This is a genomic window from Methylobacter sp. BBA5.1 (assembly GCF_000746145.1).
GTDB lineage: Bacteria > Pseudomonadota > Gammaproteobacteria > Methylococcales > Methylomonadaceae > Methylobacter > Methylobacter marinus.
In genome coordinates this window covers 1-19,284 of the sequence record NZ_JQKS01000050.1, presented here as the reverse complement: position 1 = coordinate 19,284, position 19,284 = coordinate 1, and the positions used below count along the sequence as shown (strand labels likewise).

Genomic DNA, 19,284 nt, shown 5'->3' with positions numbered 1-19,284 from the left:
CCGCTGACGCAAGCTGACCTCGGTATAAATGTATTGCAGTCCACGCAGTAGTTGGGGAATGTCATCACGTGATTTAGGATCAATGACAATGGCGGCAATATCGGTTTCACCGAATTTGAGTTGAGGCTGAATGACGGTGCGCATGCGAATTCGAGGGATGAAGATTTTGGCTTTTAGGCGGTTACGGGCCGATTTTCGCTGGAAATAAGACAAAACCGGGGTCAGGGCAACACATCTTCGTGTTGGAAAATCATTATAACCTATTGATGAATATGAGATTAATTAATTTTCATTCAAACACTAATTAAGTCTGAGTTGATGTTTCGAGGCACAATCGATGGTGCCAGCGTATATCCAAGGGAAGTGGCAAAAGAGGTTCTTTTGTGCAATGCTGCGGCAATAGCTATTTTTCACAACCACCCCTCGGGATTGACAGAGCCATCGGTCGCCGACCGCAGTATCACCACTAAGCTAATTGAAGCGTTGAAACTGTTCGACGTTAGAATCTTAGATCACATAATCGTGAGCCACAAAGAAACCTACAGTTTCGCGGAGGCTGGGCTTATGTAGCCCTTTAACTTGATGGGGGCTTATATAGCCCCCCTTTTTTACCCTATTATTTAAAGAGATAGTCATGGAAATAGTACCTATTTATGATGTCGGCGGTTCGTTGCCGGTATCGCTAGAAGCATTTAGGAACCGGCCGTGTGCTTTGCCATTCGGCCACCCGGCTTATGTGCCGCCGTCACCCCAAGAGGTGGACTGTTTGGTAAAACTGACGGGTTGGTCACAGAGTGTAGCGGCGGCCTTGGTGGGTGTGTCGTTTAACCCAAAAAAAGGGTCTTCGACAATCCGAAAATGGAGGGCTAGGCCGGATTCCGATGATGCTCGGGCTATCCCTTATTCGGCTTGGCGTTTAATGTTGCTGTACGCCCGTGTTGTGTCAATTGATGATGGCTTGGCGGTAATAGATAGGCAGAGTGCGGGGGTATAAAACAGCCTGCAAACATCACTCAGGAACCACGATGTGTGCAAATAAGAAAATACAGGATATTTCAATGAAAGCGGGCATTGGCAATTATCAAATTTTAGGATTACCCATCGTCAGCCAACGGCCAATTTCTGACGTACAGGAAGCATAGGTATATGGCAGGTTTAAGTCGTAAAGCGGCCATTCAGAGGCCGACCATGATCCGCCCCTTGTCCCCAAAGCGGTCACTCAGGATGAAGTAGTTCCACCAAGAGAAACGACTCGCTTGGCATTAAACTGTTCCGATTTTCTGTCCCCGCCTCTGAATTGGGGCTCAACTCGCCGCCATAATTGTTCTTGAATGCGTTGTTTAAACCGATTATTGCATATAGATACAGAAGCTAATGAAGTTACATAGCATCCACCTGCATATGATGGCTCGCTCTTTGTACATTCGTTTTCATGTCGCTTTGTTAGCTTCGAAATCTATAACACCCAGGCTTTATAGGTTGCCTCTCTGATTTCGCTAATCACCAGGTTCGGAGGGAGGGACGGTGAAAGCCATTCCCTAACCCTATACAGTGGCTGCTATAGATAGATAACTATTCATAGCGGCCTTCAAGAGACCGTCATTAATTTCTGGCTTACGTCCGATTAGACCTTGAAAACAGTCATTCAAAACGTAAAGAAAGGTTATGGAATGGGCATTGGAAAAAAAGAAAAGCCCAAACCATTTTTAAAATATGAGCTACCATACGCAAAGCCCTCTTGAACACAATTAAGCTTCGGAACTATCATTGAGCTTAATCCAAAATCAATCACAACAAAAAAAGTACAAAAAGCGTGGCCATCTTGTTTACATTGTGAACCCTGAGCGATGTCTGTAGGCTGATTGCAAAGAACTTCGACTCATCATCTAGTACGGGTTGAAGCGGTCAGATACTCACAAATAAACCAGACTGAAAATGTAGATGTTTTCAAGTCTTATGGTTTATTTTCGTGGGTTTCTACAGGTATTTACATTCATATCAATCTTTTCGAACTTATGCTTTTCGAAGACGTGTCTTTTTTAAGGTTTCTGTCTCTCGTTAAATGCTCAACAAATCAATTGATCGTCTGATAACATTTAATGAATTGACACAACTAAGGTCTAAATTAACAATGGGAAGCTATTCCTTTAAACCGAAAACACTGTAGAAAAAAAATATTAATGAAGGAAAAAAGGCAATTATAAACCCCAAAATTAGTGCGAATTGGTATCTGTATTTATACACAAATAGTAATGTTTGACGGATTGCTTCTGTTAGGCATTCGTACTGATTTATTTTTTCCAAAATCTGTTCCTCCTTTTATTAGGACTGTATCAAATTAGGGCCGTTAGCTACCACTATTTACAAGCTCACTTAGGTGATTTGATACGGTTAAAATGCCTGAAATACTTTTCCTGTTCGGTTTAGGCTTGGCTTACTTTATTAAAAATCAATAGCCAGACCAAATACCTTTGGTTCCAACTAGTATAAATGTAATGAATTGAACCAATAAAAAAAGTAGTCCAAGCGCCAACAAGATTTTTTTCACATCATTCATTATGTTCCACCTCAGATACAAACATCCTGTCTCGCCGTAAATTACCTTATTTAGAGTAAGAAGTTGAGAAAAGCCTAGTCAGTCAATCAGATCAAAATATTTGGTATTTATACTGCTTTCCATAGCCTTATCATATAGCTATAAGATTGACACATAATTATTTTTTTGGCTTTAGGAAGGTAAGCTAATGAGCGCAAGCCTTTTATTGATGTGTCTGAATTAATATTATAAGAAGTCAGGCGCATTTGTAAAAGACTAATTACCTATGAAAACATAGGGTTTACCTATGGATTAAAACTGTAAGTAAGTTCTTAATTTCAGTATTTTTCTCATTCTTCGGATAATAAATCGCATATATCTGGCGGCTGATTTCCGGATTGCTCAAATAACGGCAACGCACATCATCGGCGTTTGCAGGCAGGCTGTACTCCGGCATCAACGCAACCCCCATGCCAGCGCGCACCAAGTTGACGATCCAATCCTCGCTATTGCTACGGTAAGCGGCGTAGAGGTTGACTTCCTGGTCCTGGCAGATTGCCCGCAGAGTATCCCTAAGTTCGCAGTTCAACCGATCCAAATAAGGCTCGGACTGGATTTCCTTGAGGTCGATTTTGCCCAAGTGATTAAAGCGGTGCTTGTTGTTAAACGCAACTACGTACTTTTCGGTATACAGCAAGGTGGATTGATAGGGCGAAAAGTTTCAATGAAGGATCTATTAACTGCAATGGGCCTCGAAAAAATCACTTTTTTTTGCGGAGTATGGCAGCAAGCGCGAGCTCTAATTACACGTACTTAGTCACTTTTATGATTCCAAAATACTGATTAAGCAATCCAAGCGGACATCTAAGCCAATCTCAGCGAAAGAGCGGTGTATTAAATCTGTTGCGGATGTCTTTTTCTAAGTTAGAAAAACCCATGCTCCATAATAATAAAACAACAGGTCTGTTACACCCTCATTTAATAAATAGTCTTAGCCTATATAAACATAGATAAACAGTATTTTACAAACCGGCATTCCCCCTATAGTATTTCTACAACAGGTACAAAAATGTTATTAAATATAAGAGGTAGATTAATTTTTCTACCGTTGCATTTAACGACAGCTTGTCATCATATATAGTCTATATCTATTAGACTATAGGCAAGCAGTATCTAAGAAGCCAGAATGACTAAATTTATGTTGTTTCATCCGTTATATCGCCACTGCGAATTAGCAGCATTAACTAAGTCTGGTTGAAGAGGATTGTTAGTCAGTGAAAAATTTTGAGAGGCTAAAAAATGAGCAAAGAAACGAAATGGGCCATCTGCAGTACTTGCGATATCAATTGCGGACTTCTTGTCACCGTTGAAGACGGTAAGGTGAAATCAATTAAAAAAAATCCGGATCATGCCCTCACGCCGAATTCGATCTGTGTCAAGGGGGCCAACGCAAATAAGTACATTACCCATCCAGACCGATTAACGCATGCGCTGAAAAGAATCGGTGAGCGCGGCTCGGGTCAGTGGGAACAAATTAGCATGAAGCAAGCTTTAGATGAGATTGCCGATAAGATGAAGCAGTTGATAGCCGAAGACGGCCCGGAAACAATTGGCAGCACTTATGGCTGGAGCTCTAACGCCGGTGCGGCCTCACGAAGATTTATGAACTTACTGGGGAGTCCGAACTGGACTTGGACGGGATACGTGTGTTTAGCCAATTCCACGGTGCCCAGTAAAGCGACTTACGGCTTTTGGCAGTTTCCAGACTTTCATAATACCAAATGCATCGTACTTTTAGGCCACGCTCCGGGTCCGCAAAGATGGACGGCTGAGTACCTGTGGATTAAGGGTGCCCTGGATAGGGGCGCAAAGCTGATCGTCACAGATCCACGCCGTAATAGCTATAGTGATCAAGCGGACATCTTTCTGCAGGTTAAGCCTGCTACGGACAGTGCCTATTTACTGGCCTGGATTAATGTGATCATCGAAGAAGACCTCTATGACAAAGAATTTGTAGAAAAATGGACGGTTGGTTTTGAACAACTCGCTGAAAGAGTGAAGGAATACACTCCGGAGTGGGCGTCAGAAATTACTGGAGCGCCAGCAGATAAGATTCGCGAGTCTGCCAGAATGTATGCCACTACTGGTCCCGCTGTGATCCCCTGGGGAGCAGTACCGGATCACCATGCCAATAGCACCCAGACTTTACGAGCCTTAACCATATTGAGATCCATCACCGGTAATCTCGATGTACCCGGGGGCGAACTGTTAATGGGGTACCATCCGGAAATTTCATCGGATGATGAATTCGAACTCAATGAGAGGCTATCGCCTGAACAACGCAAGAAACAACTCGGTGTTGACCGCTTTAAGCTCTTGAGCTGGGAAACACTCGAAAAGACCGGCCCAGCAATGGAAAAGGTTTGGGGCAAAAAATATTCAAACCAGGTATCCGGCGGCGCGATGGCGCACCCTGCAAGCATGTGGGAAGCGATGAAAACAGGCAAGCCTTACCGCTTGAGGGCACTTATATCGCAATGTAACAACACCTTAAACAGTTACCCCAACACCACTCACATTTACGAAGGGTTGATGAACCTGGATTTGTTAGTGGTTATGGATCTTATCAAGTCGCCCACGGCCCAACTCGCCGATTATATTCTGCCGGCCACACATTGGCTGGAAAGACCGAACCTGTTCAATTACTGGGATTGGATTCCAATCTATCAAGGGGGAGAGCAAGCAGTGGAGGCGCCAGGAGAATGTATGCACGACTGGATGCTATGGCGTGAGCTTGGCGTTCGTCTGGGACAAGAGAAGGATTGGCCGGCAAGCATGGAAGAGGCGTACGATGAACGGTTAAAGCCTGCGGGATTAACATGGGAAAAATTATCAACCCAGGTTCGGGCTTCCGCGCCTGAAATAACTTTCAAGAAATACGAACAAACCGGCTTTGGCACACCTAGCGGAAAAGTTGAACTCTATTCAAGCATTTTCGAAGAGCTAGGCTATGATCCCTTGCCTAGTTGGGTTGAACCACCGGAAAGCCATGTGAGGAAACCGGAGTTGGCTAAGACGCATCCGTTGACTTTTTTCACCGGCATGCGCGAAAACTATTGGTTTCACAGTTTTGGCCTAGGCCGATCCACTAAAGAGCTGCGTAGCCGCGAGCCGGATCCCCGCATGCAAATCCATCCGGATACGGCCTACGATATAGACCTGTCGGATGGGGATTGGGCATGGGTGGAATCAACTAGCGGAAAAAGAATCAAACTCAGGTCGTGGCTCAGTAATGACACACATCCTAACGTAGTCAGGGTTCCTCATGGCTGGTGGTACCCGGAAACAACAGGAAGTGAAGAACCTGGTGCGGCGTTATCGAGTCTCTGGAAATCGGCGGATGCGGTCATACTTCATGACTCTGACGAATACTGTGATAAGGAACAAGGCAACTTCCAACTCAGAGGGTTGGCTTGCAAGGTCTATAAAGTGGAGGATGGAACCGAAGGAACAAGTTATTCGGCTTAAACCTTTGTGGTGCGCACATGGCAATCAGGCTTAATAGTAGTTTGAAATAGAGCTTAGATCAGGTAAGGAGTCTATCGATTTTAAATCGATAGACTCCTTACCACAAACATTCTAAATCGTTATACCTGTCATGAAAATCATCGAGTCGATAGGCTGTAAAAGCGTCAACTCTTCCAAAGTTTGCGCGGAATGATTGCTCGTCCTTAATTGTAAACATAAACATGAGCTCGTGCGTGGAAGTTCGTTCAGTAATTGATCCGACTACACTCGTATAAATCAGCCTTTTCGGCTGCTTATAAAATACGGTCACGGAAATTGTGTAAAACTCAAAGAGCCAAAATCTTAATAAAAAGAAATACAGCATATGCTAATGATTTTTTTGTCCTTATTAAATAAAAAATCAGTAAAAACGTTTTGTATATCTTAGCGCACTATTTAAATTAACTTCGAGCTTGCAGACGATTTAAATATGATTGTTGGGTTCATGGCCTCGATAGGGTTTTGCAAGAAACAGCAAAGCTTCTCGAACTTGAAAAGGAGTAAAATAAGCGTGGATTATTTACATACTACACACCAAAAAAATTCAACAGCTTCCCTTCTGATTGATTCCCAGGGGCGTCATTTAAATTATCTGCGGCTTGCTGTTACCGACCGTTGCAATTTCCGTTGTACTTATTGTATGCCAAAGGAGGGAATTGATCTTAAAGCACGTGATGATATTCTGCGTTTTCAGGAAATGGAACACCTGCTTGGACTATTTTTGGATTTAGGTGTAACCAAAGTGCGCATTACCGGTGGTGAGCCTTTTGTGCGTAAAGGCCTGCCTGATTTTTTAATCAGAATAAATCAATATGAAAAACTGGAAACAATCAATTTAACAACGAATGCCTATTTTTTAGAAGATACTATTCCATTGTTTCAAAAAATAAAATCAGGCAGTATTAACATCAGTCTTGATTCGTTAAAGCGAGACGTTTTTTATAAAATTACCCGACGTGATGATTTTGAACGGGTGTGGAATAGCATTGATAAAATTCTGCTAACGGATCTGAACGTTAAATTGAACATGGTGGTTCTCAAAGGCGTCAATGACAATGAAATTGTTGACTTTGCTATGTTGGCCAAAAGTAATAAAGTTGAAGTCCGCTTTATTGAACAAATGCCTTTTAACGGCGGGCACTTTTCAAACGATACACTTTCTGCAGAAGAAATTATCAAAACTTTGCAGAATTCTTTTCCTGAAATGATCGAACATCTTAAAATGTGTTCAACTGCCCGGATTTTTGAAATCCCTGGATTTAGGGGAAAAGTCGGCATCATCGCCGGTCATTCCAGAACATTCTGTTCAACATGCAGCCGTTTAAGGCTCACTCCCGACGGCACATTCAAAACCTGTCTCTATGATCATGGCGACGTAAATTTAAAAGACATGCTGCGCTCAGGAAAAAGTGATCAGGAAATAAAAACGGCAATTAGAGATGCCGTGTCCAAAAGGGCAAAAGACGGATTTGAATCGGAACAGCGTACGCAGCAAATAATTCATTTTTCAAAAAATCATCTTTCAATGGCACAGATAGGTGGATGATGGAAAAACTTAAAAATAGATTTTTATTTTCGGAATGGTCTGGCTCCATTGGTGACTTGAGAACACTATTACCGCTGGCAGTTGCGCTTGCTGTTGGTTTCATTTCTTTTGCCACACCTGACGATCGCACTGGTAGCCGGATTGATATAAGAGTAAAAGCTATAAATTTTATTTAAACAGAGAAACATAACCCGTTTCCATTAAAACGTAAGGAAAAACTATGCAGGTTAATGTGATTTTTTTTGGTGTTCTGAGTGATGTGGTGGGGAAAAACATGTTGACGATTCAAGACACAGGCAATATGACTGACTTGAAAAGCAAGTTAATCACAAATTATCCGAATTTAAAAGACTATACGTATAGAATGGCTGTAAATCAGCAAATGGTTGAAGACAATTACCTTCTTTTTGATAACGATTCGGTCGCAGTTATGCCCCCCTTTGCTGGGGGCTGATTTTTTAAAGGCAACCATGAACCTAAATAAAGAGGAAATTCAGTATTATCACCGCCACTTGATTTTACCTCAGATTGGCAAAACAGGACAACAGGCTTTAAAAAAAGCAAAAGTACTGGTCATCGGTGCAGGCGGATTGGGCTGCCCTACTTTAATGTATCTATCTGGAGCCGGTGTCGGCAGGGTTGGTATTGTAGATCCCGATAAAGTTGCGGTTTCTAATTTGCATCGCCAGGTGTTGTATGGCTTTTCACAGGTTGGAGAATTCAAAGCCGAAGCCGCAGTAAATCGTTTAAAGGATCTCAATCCCAATATTGTTTTAAAGGCATACACTCAAAGATTGTCTCCGGAAAATGCTGTCGATTTGATTTCCCAATATGATGTCGTTGTTGATGCTACAGACAACTTTCCAACCCGTTATTTGATTAACGATTTTTGTGTTTACCTGGATAAACCTTTTGTTTCAGGATCAATAGACCGCTTTCAGGGACAGTTGAGTGTATTAAATTTTACAGATAATCAAGGCAATAAATGCCCAACTTATCGCTGCCTGTTTCCCAACCCCCCGGCACCCGAAACAGCACCAGATTGTTCGCAAAATGGTGTCATTGGCGTTCTTCCGGGAATTATCGGTAATTTGCAGGCAAACGAAGTTATAAAAATGATCTGCGGAGTAGGCGAAGTTTTATCAGGAAAAGTTTTGATGTTCGATGCATTGAGCAATCAAACAATGCTGTTTTCCATTCAACGAAACGAACAGGCTGTGCAGCAGGCTTTGCAAAATGCCCCGGATTTTGAGTCATTTGATTATGAAAGTTTTTGCAGTTCAAGTCAGCAAAAAATAAATGAAATCAGCGCTGTTGATCTGCACAAAAAATTACAAAACAACGAAAAAATACAATTGATTGATGTTCGTTCGATACCCGAATTCCAAGAGGAATTGCCGAATGCTATTCGCATCCCGCTAAATAATTTGCAGGCTAATATTCATAACATATTGAAAAACGATTGCCAGGTTGTTTTTTATTGTGACCACGGAATCAACAGCATCCGGGCAATTAGAATGCTGCCAAATCATCAAACACTTAAAAATGTATTTAATCTTACAGGCGGTTTGGTAGCCTGGTTGAAAGAGGAAAAAAAATAGAACCATGAACGCCAGAAATTATTTTATCCAGGGAGCTATCGATCCGGTTTTTATCGGTGAGCAGATAGCAAAACATAGCTCTAAACATGATATAGGCGCCCATTCTATTTTTCTCGGTCAGGTACGTGCTGATGAAAAAGTGGGGAAACATGTGGCCGGGATTGAATACTCGGCTTATGAAGACATGGCCAACCAGGCGTTTTCAAAAATTCGTGAAGAAGCTTTTGAACAATGGCCGTTAAATTGTCTGCACATATACCATAGTACCGGATTGGTAAAAACCGGAGAATTATCTCTTTTTGTTTTTTGCTCTTCCGGGCATCGTAAAGAAAGTATTAAAGCGATGAAACAGATTGTTGAAGGTATTAAACACAAAGTTCCCATCTGGAAAAAAGAAATCATGGAAGATAAATCTGTGCACTGGGTTCAGGAATAACTTTTAAGAACATTTTTATCGGAAAATGCAAGGTCAGTTGAAAATGTAATTTTTCTGGTAATTTATTCAATTAAATGCAAAAACAAAATAATAGTTTAAAAATACAAAATGATCGATATTAGTCCAAAATTCAGCACATTAAGATATGCGAAAGCCGAAGGAATTTTAACGGCTAATTCGGAAACAATAAAACGGGTGACTGAAAAAACTGTTCCCAAAGGAGATGTTTTACAGGTTGCACGGGCAGCAGGCATAACCGCTGCGAAAAATGCTGCTGCCTGGATTGTGTTTTGTCATACTCTTCCTTTGGATTGGGTGGGTATAAGTTTTGATATCGGCAAAGACACCATAAAAATTTCAGCGGAAGTAAAAGCAATCTGGAAAACCGGTGTTGAAATGGAAGCTATGGCTGCAGTTACGGGCGCGCTGTTAAACGTCTATGATATGCTTAAACCGTTAGATGAAAACATCTCTTTTTCCGATGTAAAACTGGTTGAGAAAAAGGGAGGCAAAAGCAGTTTTATAGAATATTTTGCCGAACCATTAAAATCGGCTGTTCTTGTTATTTCTGATTCAACATATGCCGGAAACCGCGAAGATACGTCTGGAAAAATCATCAAACTATTTTTGGAAGATAAAGACCTCTCGGTTCCGGTCTATGAAATTTTACCCGATGATTCAGACCAAATATCAAATCGCTTGCGGCAACTAGTAGCTGAACATTTTGATCTGGTAATTACAACCGGTGGAACGGGTTTTGGCCCTAGGGACATAACTCCGGAAGCAACGGCCAAAGTCATCGAAAAAGAAGCACCCGGTCTGGCTGAGACTATACGCCGCCATGGTAAAGAACGCACACCTTATGCAATGTTGTCACGCGAACTGGCTGGCATCTGCGACAAAACATTAATCATTAATTTACCAGGAAGTTCCAAAGGTGCGCAGGAAAGTATGGAAGCACTTTTCCCTGGACTTTTACATGCTTTCCCTATGCTGTGGGGTGGCGGACATGATGAAGAAAAACGCTGGGTAAAAAAGTGATATCCATAAATTAAGCTATTGAAATAATGAAGGAAAATATGCCTAATAGAGACACGCGTTGTTGCAACATCTGATTCTCTTGGCTATGTTCTTGCCGAAAAGACGCTAGCAACAATCTCTTCGCCCCCTTATACAAACAGTGCTTTGGATGGCTTTGCTGTCTCCTGGCAGGATGCCGAAAAAACAAGAGAAAATTATCCCGTTGTGCTACCTATTGCCGAAGAAAGCAGCGCAGATTTTCCGGTTGGAGAAAAAATAGTGCTCCATTCTGCTTACCGAATCAGCACTGGTGCAATTGTTCCTGAAGACCTGGATTCGGTTGTGCCTAAGGAGTAAGAAACTTAGTTTCCGAAGGAGATCAACTGCATTCGCAGTGGCTTCGGAGTATAACTAAATTGTCGAGTTTTTGTGACTTTTGGGCACATTAATTGAATTGATATAACAAGAACCTGCTGTAAAAAAAAAATTTCGTTAAACAGGGTTGACGGTTAGCTCCATCAGCAACTATGCAACTGGCAATATTTACCGGCCATATAAACTTAGCCCCTCATGCGGTGATGGCTGAAATTGATTGCTAATGGTTGCACTGGTGGAGCTAACCGTCAATCCTGTTTGTTGAAATAAATGCTATTAAATGAAGTAAGCAGCTTACAGACCTTCATCATCAATAATATCAGTACATTTGATGCGCGTGTACTGGGTTTTGGCGCTTGTTGCCCAGGCGTTTTCTTACCTCCAAAAGGAGTTCGTTAATTTCGACTCTTTCGCTAAGTAGCGAAAAGGTGATGAGGGTCTTTTTAACACATGCGTCAATAATAAAATGCAGAAAATTAATCAGTAGTAGGACAACACACTTGTATTGCGATTTAAAAGAAACACAAACTATTAACAATAACCCACGTAAGCAGAGTGTTGAAGTTTTGGATGGACGTTGGCTTTATCAACGCTATCGAGTTCATCTTATCTATTCTTTTCAGGCTATGGTAGTAACTTTAGCAAAAGGTAATATGATAAGTCATATCAGCAATATGGAACAAATCAGAAGTGTATCGGCAACAGTGAGTGATCATGATAGTTTCGGAGTGTTATGCCTAATAATATAGATAGCGGAAGACTTCATCTAAGCAAATCAAGTTGCGGTGACGAGCATGATCCAACAGCAATAACTGTTGATGTTGCACAGCAATTTATTATAGATTGCATAAAACCATTGGCTTTTACGAAGCAAGAACGGTTGTCTTTGCGACAATCCATTGATCGTGTGTTGGCTGAAGATATTATTGCTGAAATGAATGTTCCTCCTTATGATAATTCGGCGATGGATGGGTTTGCCTTGTGTGCCGATGATATACCTCGGAATGGGACTGTCACATTAAAGGTAGTTGGGAATAGTTTTGCCGGTCATCCATTTCTTGGGAGATGCACAAGTGGCGAGTGTGTCCGCATAATGACAGGAGCAGTGATTCCTGCCGGTTGCAATACGGTGATCCCGCAGGAGCATGTCGAAATGCTCGGCGCAGCAAGTATTAGAATTGATGGCCGTACTAGGCTAGTAGAAAATATTCGATTCGTTGGTGAGGATATTCGATTAGGACAAACAGTGTTGACATGTGGTCGACGGTTAACGGCGGCAGATTTAGGGGTGTTGTCTTCCTTAGGCATCAATAATGTTGCTGTAATGCCGCGCTTGCGGATAGCCTTTTTTTCCACAGGTGATGAATTGCAGCCAATAGGAGAAGCCTTACAGCTTGGACAGATATACGATAGTAATCGAAATGTCCTGTTTGGGATGTTGAGCCGCTTGCATTGCAATATAACTGATTTAGGCGTGGTTGGTGACGACCAAATACAACTACACAATACATTGCAAGTAGCTGCGAAAAACCATGATGTCATTATTAGTAGCGGCGGAGTTTCGGTCGGAGAGGCAGATTATATACGTCAAGTGTTGAACGAATTAGGCGAAATTGTTTTTTGGAAGGTGGCAATGAAGCCAGGACGACCATTAACCTTTGGCTGTCTAGAACAAGCATTGTTTTTTGGTTTGCCAGGTAACCCAGTGGCGATGATGGTAAGTTTTAACCAGTTTGTGCATCCGGCACTACAGCATTTAAGTGGCGAAATCGTTCGTCCGCCTTTAATTTTACAAGCGATGAACAGTTTGCTTTTAACAAAACGAGCGGGAAGAGTAGAGTATCAGCGCGGCATTTTGAGCCAGGCGTCTGATGGCGGGTTGACAGTATGCAAGACCGGTGAGCAAGGTTCTGGTATTTTACTTTCCATGTCGCAAGCCAACTGCTTCATAATCTTGGCAGCTGATCAAACCCGAGTGGAAGCTGGTGAAAAGGTTATCGTGCAACCTTTTGGTAACTGGTTATAAAGTTTGAGTAAAAAAACTGAGTTAAGTAATTACGAACCGATTAATTAAACAAAATTCTGACATGCTTCGTCCTTAACAAATACCGATGGGACATTTTTAGCGCTCAACTGGTTCGCAACAGTTAACAAAGATTGTTGAATCCGCGCCTTAGATCCCTCCGCCTACATAAATAACGACTAGCCCTTCGTTACACTCACCGCTTTCTAACTGTGCTCTTCTCGTTCGAATATCAAAAAGATGCTCTATCCCCGATAAGTGCGATTCAACCCTGAATCACGCTTATCGGGTTATTCCTGTCTCAAGTTACGATCCTCAGCGCGGTAGAAAGGGATAACGGAAGCGTTCCCTGCCAATTACTGAACTGCGAAGCACAACTATGAAGCAAGCGATTTTTCCAAGTTTGCCGCCCAACCGGAATAGCCGATTGTAGGCAAAACTGAAGCCCCGGTTTGATGCGCGGTTTCCGGATCGACATCGACACCAACCCCATTGACGAATCGGTTCATAAAATTGACCACGCAGCAGATGCACACCACATCAAAAAAGGCTTGTTCATTCCATCCCTCAGCATAAATTGCATCGACATCTGCTTTGGTGACTTGCGTAGGCGTTAGTGTAAGTTTTTTGGCGTAGCTCAATATCGGCTGTAGTTTTTTATCGACTTTAGGCGAATCAAGGTTAATCTTCATGTCACCGAATATCGATTCATCAATTCCGTAAGCGGTGGCTGCAGGCACATGAGAATGAAAACAAAAACTGCAGGAATTTAAGCCGGATATATAAGTGAAAATGAGTTCACGCTCGCCGTCCGTCAAAGGCGATTCTTCTCGCATGATGTCGTCGATGAGGTGCAAAATCATAATACCCCTTTTAGGATATTTTTGAAAAACGTCTGGTAGATTAGTCGTGCCTGGACTAGAAAGTAAAAAAGACATGTTGTTCTCCTTGGTAAAGTTGAAATTGAATTAAAAAATTAGTTAGTTTTAAGCTAAAAATCACCTCCCTAATACGATTGAAAATTATGTACTGATTGGTACATAAATAATAAAAAAATATGGCCGGGATCATTAAAATAATGATTATTGGTTTGGAAAAACAATCGACAACGCGATAGCCCCTACTTGTTCAAGATTTTCCCGGCAAGGCTTGGCAACTCCCAGCACCTGGATTCCATAAAAAGCAGCGGTTAAGTAGGAGGACAATACCTGTAGATCGCGGCCTTTAGATATTTCACCTGTGGCTTGCGCTTTTGACAGGATTTCGAGAATAACATTTTCTAATTGTGATATCCCCATATTGACGATTTCCGCAACTTGGGGGTCTTGACCTCGAAACTCCAACACTGCTTTACCTAGCATGCAGGTTTTTTGTTCGTTAATGGTTCGCTCAATCAATTGGTCGAATAACTTCCTTAATGATTCGTAGGCAAAATTTGCTTCTGGCAAGGCCTTTAAATGTTTGAACAACATGCCAGTGTCGCGGAAATGCCTAAGCGCTTGCAGGTAGAGTTCGTGTTTACTGCCAAAAGCCGCATAAAAGCTGCCCTTGCCGATGCCCATAGCAGCCAAAAGTTCAGTCATCGATGCGCCCTTGTAACCCTTCCTCCAAAATACTTCCATGGCGCTGGCGATGGCTTGTCGGGTATCGAATTCGCGTGTTCTCATAAATTTTGCATTGGCCTTTCTGTTCCGTTTGGTACGGAATAAGTCGATAAATAGCATTAAGTCAATAGCACGTTTGGTTTATGCGAGATGCGAATCCCAAGGCAATGAGGCCCAGTTTGCTCAACCAACACAGTGGACAACTGCATCTTTGAATATTCAGTATCATTTTGGGCTAAATTTCCCGTTATGCGCATTAAAAGTCAAAATCCAGCCCAAATTCCTTTTGTCCCAACCAGAAAGACAGTGATCAATTGAGCCAGTAAAAAAAGCAGGCCTAGCGCTAACAAGATTTTTTTTCACATCATTCATTATGTTCCACCTCAGATACAGACATCCTGTCTCGCCGTAAATTACCTTATTTAGAGTAAGAAGTTGAGAAAAGCCTAGTCAGTCAATCAGATCAAAATATTTGGTATTTATACTGCTTTCCATAGCCTTATCATATAGCTATAAGGTTGACACATAATTATTTTTTTGGCTTTAGGAAGGTAAGCTAATGAGCGCAAGCTTTTTATTGATGTGTCTGAAATAATATTACAAGAAATCAGGCGCGTTTGTAAAAGACTAATTACCTATGAAAACATAGGATTTACCTATGGATTAAAACTGTAAGTAAGTTCTTAATTTCAGTATATTTCTCATTCTTCGGATAATAAATCGCATATATCTGGCGGCTGATTTCCGGATTGCTCAAATAACGGCATCGCACGTCATCGGCGTTTGCAGGCAGGCTGTACTCCGGCATCAACGCAACCCCCATGCCAGCGCGCACCAAGTTGACGATCCAGTCCTCGCTATTGCTACGGTACGCGGCGTAGAGGTTGACTTCCTGGTCCTGGCAGATTGCCCGCAGAGTATCCCTAAGTTCGCAGTTCAACCGATCCAAATAAGGCTCGGACTGGATTTCCTTGAGGTCGATTTTGCTCAAGTGATTAAAGCGATGCTTGTTGTTAAACGCAACTACGTACTTTTCGGTATACAGCAAGGTGGATTGATAGGGCGAACCCAGCAATTGCACAGGGGCGCTAATCACCAAATCCAGCAAATCCGATTCCAGTTGCTGCAATAATAAAGTTTCACAGTCGATAATCAATTCAAATTCAATATTGGGAAACTCATGCTTGTAATGGGCAAAAATCGGGCTTAAACGTTGTGCGCCTATCGTTGCCATCAGGCCTATCCGCAACGGGATATTGTTCAACTTGGTAAAACGAAGGGCATCGGCCTTAGTCGTGACTGTTTCCTTGTATATCTTACGAAAGTTAGGCTCCACCAAGCGGCCGAGCGAAGTCAGCAAACAGCCGGAACGGTCGCGGATGAACAATTCCCCGCCTAATTCATCTTCCAGTTTTTTAATGGATTGCGTTAAAGATGGCTGGGAAATATAGCTGAATTGCGCGGCACGGGTAAAACTGCCGTGATCGCAAACCGCTAAAAAATAACGGATTTGGTGCATTTCCATAGTGTCTTCCTCGAACTTATATAGCCAAAACCTATTCTTCCATAGAAAGTTAGTATTTTACAAGACTTATGAGCAGAGAATAGGATTACATCACCATAAACGAATCCTATGAAAATGAAAAACCATGAAAAATGCAAAATTGATTGTGATGTACCCAACACCTGCCGATGTCGATAGATTTGAACAACGCTATGCAGAGGAGCATGTGCCGATGGCGGTAGAAAAACTGGCTGGAAAAACCCGCTTTGTTGCGTCGCTGATCAAGTCCAGCATCGGCCAGGAACAAATGCCTTTCCATCGCATTGCCGAAGTTTATTTTCCGTCAATGCAGGATTTGGAAGCCTGTTTAAATTCACCGGGCGGACAGGAAACCGCACAACATGCCGTTGATATTTCAACAGGCGGTGCGCCGTTATTTTTGATCGCGGAAGTTGAAAGTTTCGATTTTTAATCCCCTGGCAATTGGGCTATGTATAGCAGCCGATTGCCGATTTTATAATGTTATCATCAGGAGCTACGATGTTATACCTGCCACCAAACCCAGACATTAATTCCTTATCCGACATGCTGGAAAAATATCCGCGTCGCCGGGTATTACTATTTAAGGTCATGGAAGAAATCATGAGAAATCAATCACCTTTCAGCAAGGAAACGCGCCAATTACTGTTTGCTTACACGTCATATCTGAACCAATGCAGCCTGAGCTATGAATACCATAAAGCCGCTTCATTAGCCTCAGGTCTTGACGAATCCGTATTTGCAGCTTTAAAAACGAGTATTCACAGCGCAAAAATCGATAACAAGCTAAAACCGATACTTCGCTTAATTAAAAAACTCACCCTGTCGCCTAAGCAAGTTACCTATGCAGACGCTCAAAAAATCTTCGATGCGGGTTGGGATGAACATGCGTATTTTGATTCCGTCTGTATCTGCGCCATCATGAATTGCATGAACCGTTTTATTACCGCTATAGGTATTGACGCCAATTCATCCGGCCTCAATTATACTGATAAGATGCTGTTTACTTTAAACTATATCGGTTGAATGAGTGAAGATGAATTGATAATTCTGCCTTCAACAAAATACAAAAGAGGTTTTGAAGATGAAAAAGAATTTTCCGTTACCAGCATTATTCAATACGATAGCTCATGCTTGCCGTGCTATAGCTCTATTTGGATTATTGACCATTACTTTACCATCAGTCGTTTATGCACACAGGGGGGCAAATGATGAAGTCGATGCCTGCAATATTCTGGTGGGTCATGAACGGGTACACTTTACCGCCTATACTCCAACATTTACCACCAAAGAGTATTGTCAGTCGATTCCTCATCTGGGAATGACTAATCTGGTGTTCGATTATGACGGCAAAGGCCTGCGCAATTTAACCGTCGAGTTTGAAGTCACCAAAGAACCGGAAGGAACCCGGATTTTCTATAAGGAACCGACAAAAATAAAATCCGGTACGGTCAATGGCGTGGTCGATTTCAGTAAATTCGGTGCAGGTAACTATCTGGCCCATGTCGCGATTGTGCATAAAGACAAGAGCATTGATAGCCACATACCGTTTTCAGTAGGTCTCGAAGAAGAATACTCAGACAATTTACCATTAAAATCGCTATTAATCTTTGTCTTTATAGCAGCAGTTTTTTATTTAATGAAACGCGCAGCCAATAAACCTGTAGCGGGGCCATCCGATGTTTAAAACCTATTTCGATAAATTTAAAACCGTTTTGACTTTTCGCAATAGCGTGTTTATATTGCTGTTTTTTATGCCTATCTTGATAACGCTGTTAATCTTTTTTAGCGAAGATAATGACGAGTTTTCGCAGATGGGCAACACGTCTTATAAAAACGAAAAGGTTCAGTCGCGCTGCGAAGTCGGTACACGTCCGGGTGATCCAGGTGCGGATAATGGCGAATCAACAGGTGAAGGCATTAAATACAATATACGCACGCCGTTGAATTATGATCCCACAATTGCTCATCCATTGCTGATGGTTTATTCACCGGCAAAATCAAATCGGGCAAAGACCGAGAAATTGACCGGACTTACGCTAAAAGCGACGACGGCCGGATTTATAGTCGCTTATGCAGATCATCCCGAGTTATCACCTACCTCAACCATCGAACTCGGTACTATTCCGGGCTTGATTGCCAAAAAATGGTGTGTTGACGAACAGCGTATCTTTCTTACCGGGCATTCTGACGGTGGAACTGCCGCGATGGCGTTAGCGTTTATGGCTGGAACCAAACATATCCCCCATGCGATTGCACCCAGTGCCGCCGGTATCGATTATCAGGATTTACGTGATCGCAAGTGTCCGGAGCCTATCCCTGTCATGATTATGCATAGCACGAATGACCACTTGTTTCCAAAGTATGGTGTACAGTCTTCAGGTTGGTGGGCGGCATGTAATAAATGTGAGCCGATACCTGAACAAATTGAAAATGGTTGCATGGCTTATTCTGGCTGCGCTAATGGCGTAAAGACTTGGTATTGCGAAGGCGATAAACTCCATGCGCAGTGGCCGGGTATTAATGATACGTTGTTAGATTTCTTTGATTCGATAAGTCGTTAAGCGATACGGTCTACCGTTGAGAATTGCAGACTTGTTGTGTGTACTTTCTATACCCGACACCTAAACCTGCTCAGACTAAATTAACGATCCCCTCCTCACTATCGTCGCTTTGAATCAACCAGTGAGAAAAAACGTTTATACTTAACGTTAAGGCGCCTTAAATAGTGCCTGAAAGAAAACTCGCTTTTTTTCATGATTCTGCCAACTCACTGAGCCTAACTCCAGCCATTTTTCGGCGCAGGTCAGTCAATTTCCTCTTTTGGTGGTGCTCAATGGTGCAAATCCGCTATTCCGGGCGAATTTTGGCCGCACCTTTCCCGTGTTTCGTCCTTTTTTCCGCCACCAGTCGTGCCTTTAGGCCGCTTTTTTGTAAGGGCCTCGTCGTCGAGCGGCTTCTTGTTGTTCTTGCTCGCGGAGCATGGCGCCCAAACGCTGAATATTGCGTGCCACGATGGCGAGGGCCACGTAG

17 protein-coding genes and 2 pseudogenes are annotated in these 19,284 nt (G+C 42.4%); 14 read left to right on the top strand and 5 right to left on the bottom strand.

What is annotated here, in order from left to right:
* Positions 1 to 144: pseudogene (locus EK22_RS24445) on the bottom strand (ISNCY family transposase); the annotation flags it as partial.
* A 156-nt stretch (positions 145 to 300) separates the two neighbouring features.
* Here EK22_RS24445 and EK22_RS20725 point away from each other — a divergent pair.
* Positions 301 to 570, top strand: a pseudogene (locus EK22_RS20725) (RadC family protein); the annotation flags it as partial.
* A gap of 2,267 nt (positions 571 to 2,837) precedes the next feature.
* Here EK22_RS20725 and EK22_RS20720 read toward each other — a convergent pair.
* Positions 2,838 to 3,233 carry a LysR family transcriptional regulator substrate-binding protein gene (locus EK22_RS20720; RefSeq protein WP_369798238.1) on the bottom strand — a complete coding sequence of 132 codons (396 nt, stop codon included), beginning with the start codon at positions 3,231 to 3,233 and terminating at the stop codon, positions 2,838 to 2,840.
* Between the two features lie 602 nt (positions 3,234 to 3,835).
* On the opposite strand from EK22_RS20720, the gene EK22_RS20715 reads away from it, so the two are divergent.
* The 9 genes from EK22_RS20715 (at position 3,836) to glp (ending at position 13,107) form a co-directional block, all read left to right on the top strand.
* Complete coding sequence (locus tag EK22_RS20715; protein ID WP_036254069.1) at positions 3,836 to 6,064, top strand: molybdopterin-containing oxidoreductase family protein; 2,229 nt, start codon at positions 3,836 to 3,838, stop codon at positions 6,062 to 6,064.
* Positions 6,065 to 6,614: 550 nt separating this feature from the next.
* The gene (moaA, locus tag EK22_RS20705; RefSeq protein ID WP_066984725.1) at positions 6,615 to 7,649 is read left to right on the top strand and encodes a GTP 3',8-cyclase MoaA; all 1,035 of its coding nucleotides are present in this window, start codon (positions 6,615 to 6,617) and stop codon (positions 7,647 to 7,649) included.
* The gene (locus EK22_RS24440; RefSeq protein WP_125219514.1) at positions 7,646 to 7,825 is read left to right on the top strand and encodes a hypothetical protein; all 180 of its coding nucleotides are present in this window, start codon (positions 7,646 to 7,648) and stop codon (positions 7,823 to 7,825) included. The genes moaA and EK22_RS24440 overlap by 4 nt, the downstream gene beginning before the upstream one ends.
* Positions 7,826 to 7,869: 44 nt before the next feature.
* Complete coding sequence (locus EK22_RS20700) at positions 7,870 to 8,103, top strand: MoaD/ThiS family protein (protein ID WP_036254066.1); 234 nt, start codon at positions 7,870 to 7,872, stop codon at positions 8,101 to 8,103.
* A 16-nt stretch (positions 8,104 to 8,119) separates the two neighbouring features.
* On the top strand, positions 8,120 to 9,250 hold the full coding sequence (gene moeB, locus EK22_RS20695; RefSeq protein WP_036254065.1) for a molybdopterin-synthase adenylyltransferase MoeB: 1,131 nt from the start codon (positions 8,120 to 8,122) through the stop codon (positions 9,248 to 9,250).
* Between the two features lie 4 nt (positions 9,251 to 9,254).
* A complete protein-coding gene (locus EK22_RS20690; RefSeq protein ID WP_036254064.1) occupies positions 9,255 to 9,686 on the top strand; it encodes a molybdenum cofactor biosynthesis protein MoaE in 432 nt (143 codons plus the stop codon).
* Positions 9,687 to 9,794: 108 nt separating this feature from the next.
* Positions 9,795 to 10,727 carry a bifunctional molybdenum cofactor biosynthesis protein MoaC/MoaB gene (gene moaCB / locus EK22_RS20685; RefSeq protein ID WP_036254062.1) on the top strand — a complete coding sequence of 311 codons (933 nt, stop codon included), beginning with the start codon at positions 9,795 to 9,797 and terminating at the stop codon, positions 10,725 to 10,727.
* Between the two features lie 36 nt (positions 10,728 to 10,763).
* Positions 10,764 to 11,063 (top strand): MoeA family protein, encoded by a 300-nt coding sequence (locus tag EK22_RS23935; protein ID WP_081918003.1) that lies wholly within the window; start codon positions 10,764 to 10,766, stop codon positions 11,061 to 11,063.
* Between the two features lie 751 nt (positions 11,064 to 11,814).
* Positions 11,815 to 13,107: a molybdopterin molybdotransferase MoeA gene (gene glp / locus EK22_RS20680; RefSeq protein ID WP_051954274.1), complete on the top strand. Its 1,293-nt coding sequence runs from the start codon at positions 11,815 to 11,817 to the stop codon at positions 13,105 to 13,107.
* Positions 13,108 to 13,481: 374 nt separating this feature from the next.
* Here the strand turns inward: glp and EK22_RS20675 are convergent, their stop codons facing one another.
* From EK22_RS20675 to EK22_RS20665, 3 genes are all read right to left on the bottom strand, one after another.
* On the bottom strand, positions 13,482 to 14,042 hold the full coding sequence (locus EK22_RS20675; RefSeq protein ID WP_036254061.1) for a carboxymuconolactone decarboxylase family protein: 561 nt from the start codon (positions 14,040 to 14,042) through the stop codon (positions 13,482 to 13,484).
* Positions 14,043 to 14,186: 144 nt separating this feature from the next.
* Positions 14,187 to 14,771 carry a TetR/AcrR family transcriptional regulator gene (locus tag EK22_RS20670; RefSeq protein WP_161786479.1) on the bottom strand — a complete coding sequence of 195 codons (585 nt, stop codon included), beginning with the start codon at positions 14,769 to 14,771 and terminating at the stop codon, positions 14,187 to 14,189.
* A gap of 589 nt (positions 14,772 to 15,360) precedes the next feature.
* Complete coding sequence (locus EK22_RS20665; RefSeq protein WP_020160997.1) at positions 15,361 to 16,233, bottom strand: LysR family transcriptional regulator; 873 nt, start codon at positions 16,231 to 16,233, stop codon at positions 15,361 to 15,363.
* 124 nt (positions 16,234 to 16,357) lie between these two features.
* Here EK22_RS20665 and EK22_RS20660 point away from each other — a divergent pair, with 124 nt between their 5' ends.
* From EK22_RS20660 to EK22_RS20645, 4 genes are all read left to right on the top strand, one after another.
* The gene (locus EK22_RS20660; RefSeq protein WP_020160996.1) at positions 16,358 to 16,684 is read left to right on the top strand and encodes an EthD family reductase; all 327 of its coding nucleotides are present in this window, start codon (positions 16,358 to 16,360) and stop codon (positions 16,682 to 16,684) included.
* A gap of 68 nt (positions 16,685 to 16,752) precedes the next feature.
* Positions 16,753 to 17,277, top strand: coding sequence for a carboxymuconolactone decarboxylase family protein (locus EK22_RS20655; RefSeq protein ID WP_020160995.1), 525 nt, complete (start codon positions 16,753 to 16,755; stop codon positions 17,275 to 17,277).
* Between the two features lie 58 nt (positions 17,278 to 17,335).
* On the top strand, positions 17,336 to 17,938 hold the full coding sequence (locus tag EK22_RS20650) for a hypothetical protein (protein ID WP_027147503.1): 603 nt from the start codon (positions 17,336 to 17,338) through the stop codon (positions 17,936 to 17,938).
* A complete protein-coding gene (locus EK22_RS20645) occupies positions 17,931 to 18,815 on the top strand; it encodes a CE1 family esterase (protein ID WP_020160993.1) in 885 nt (294 codons plus the stop codon). The genes EK22_RS20650 and EK22_RS20645 overlap by 8 nt, the downstream gene beginning before the upstream one ends.
* Positions 18,816 to 19,284 lie beyond the last annotated feature (469 nt).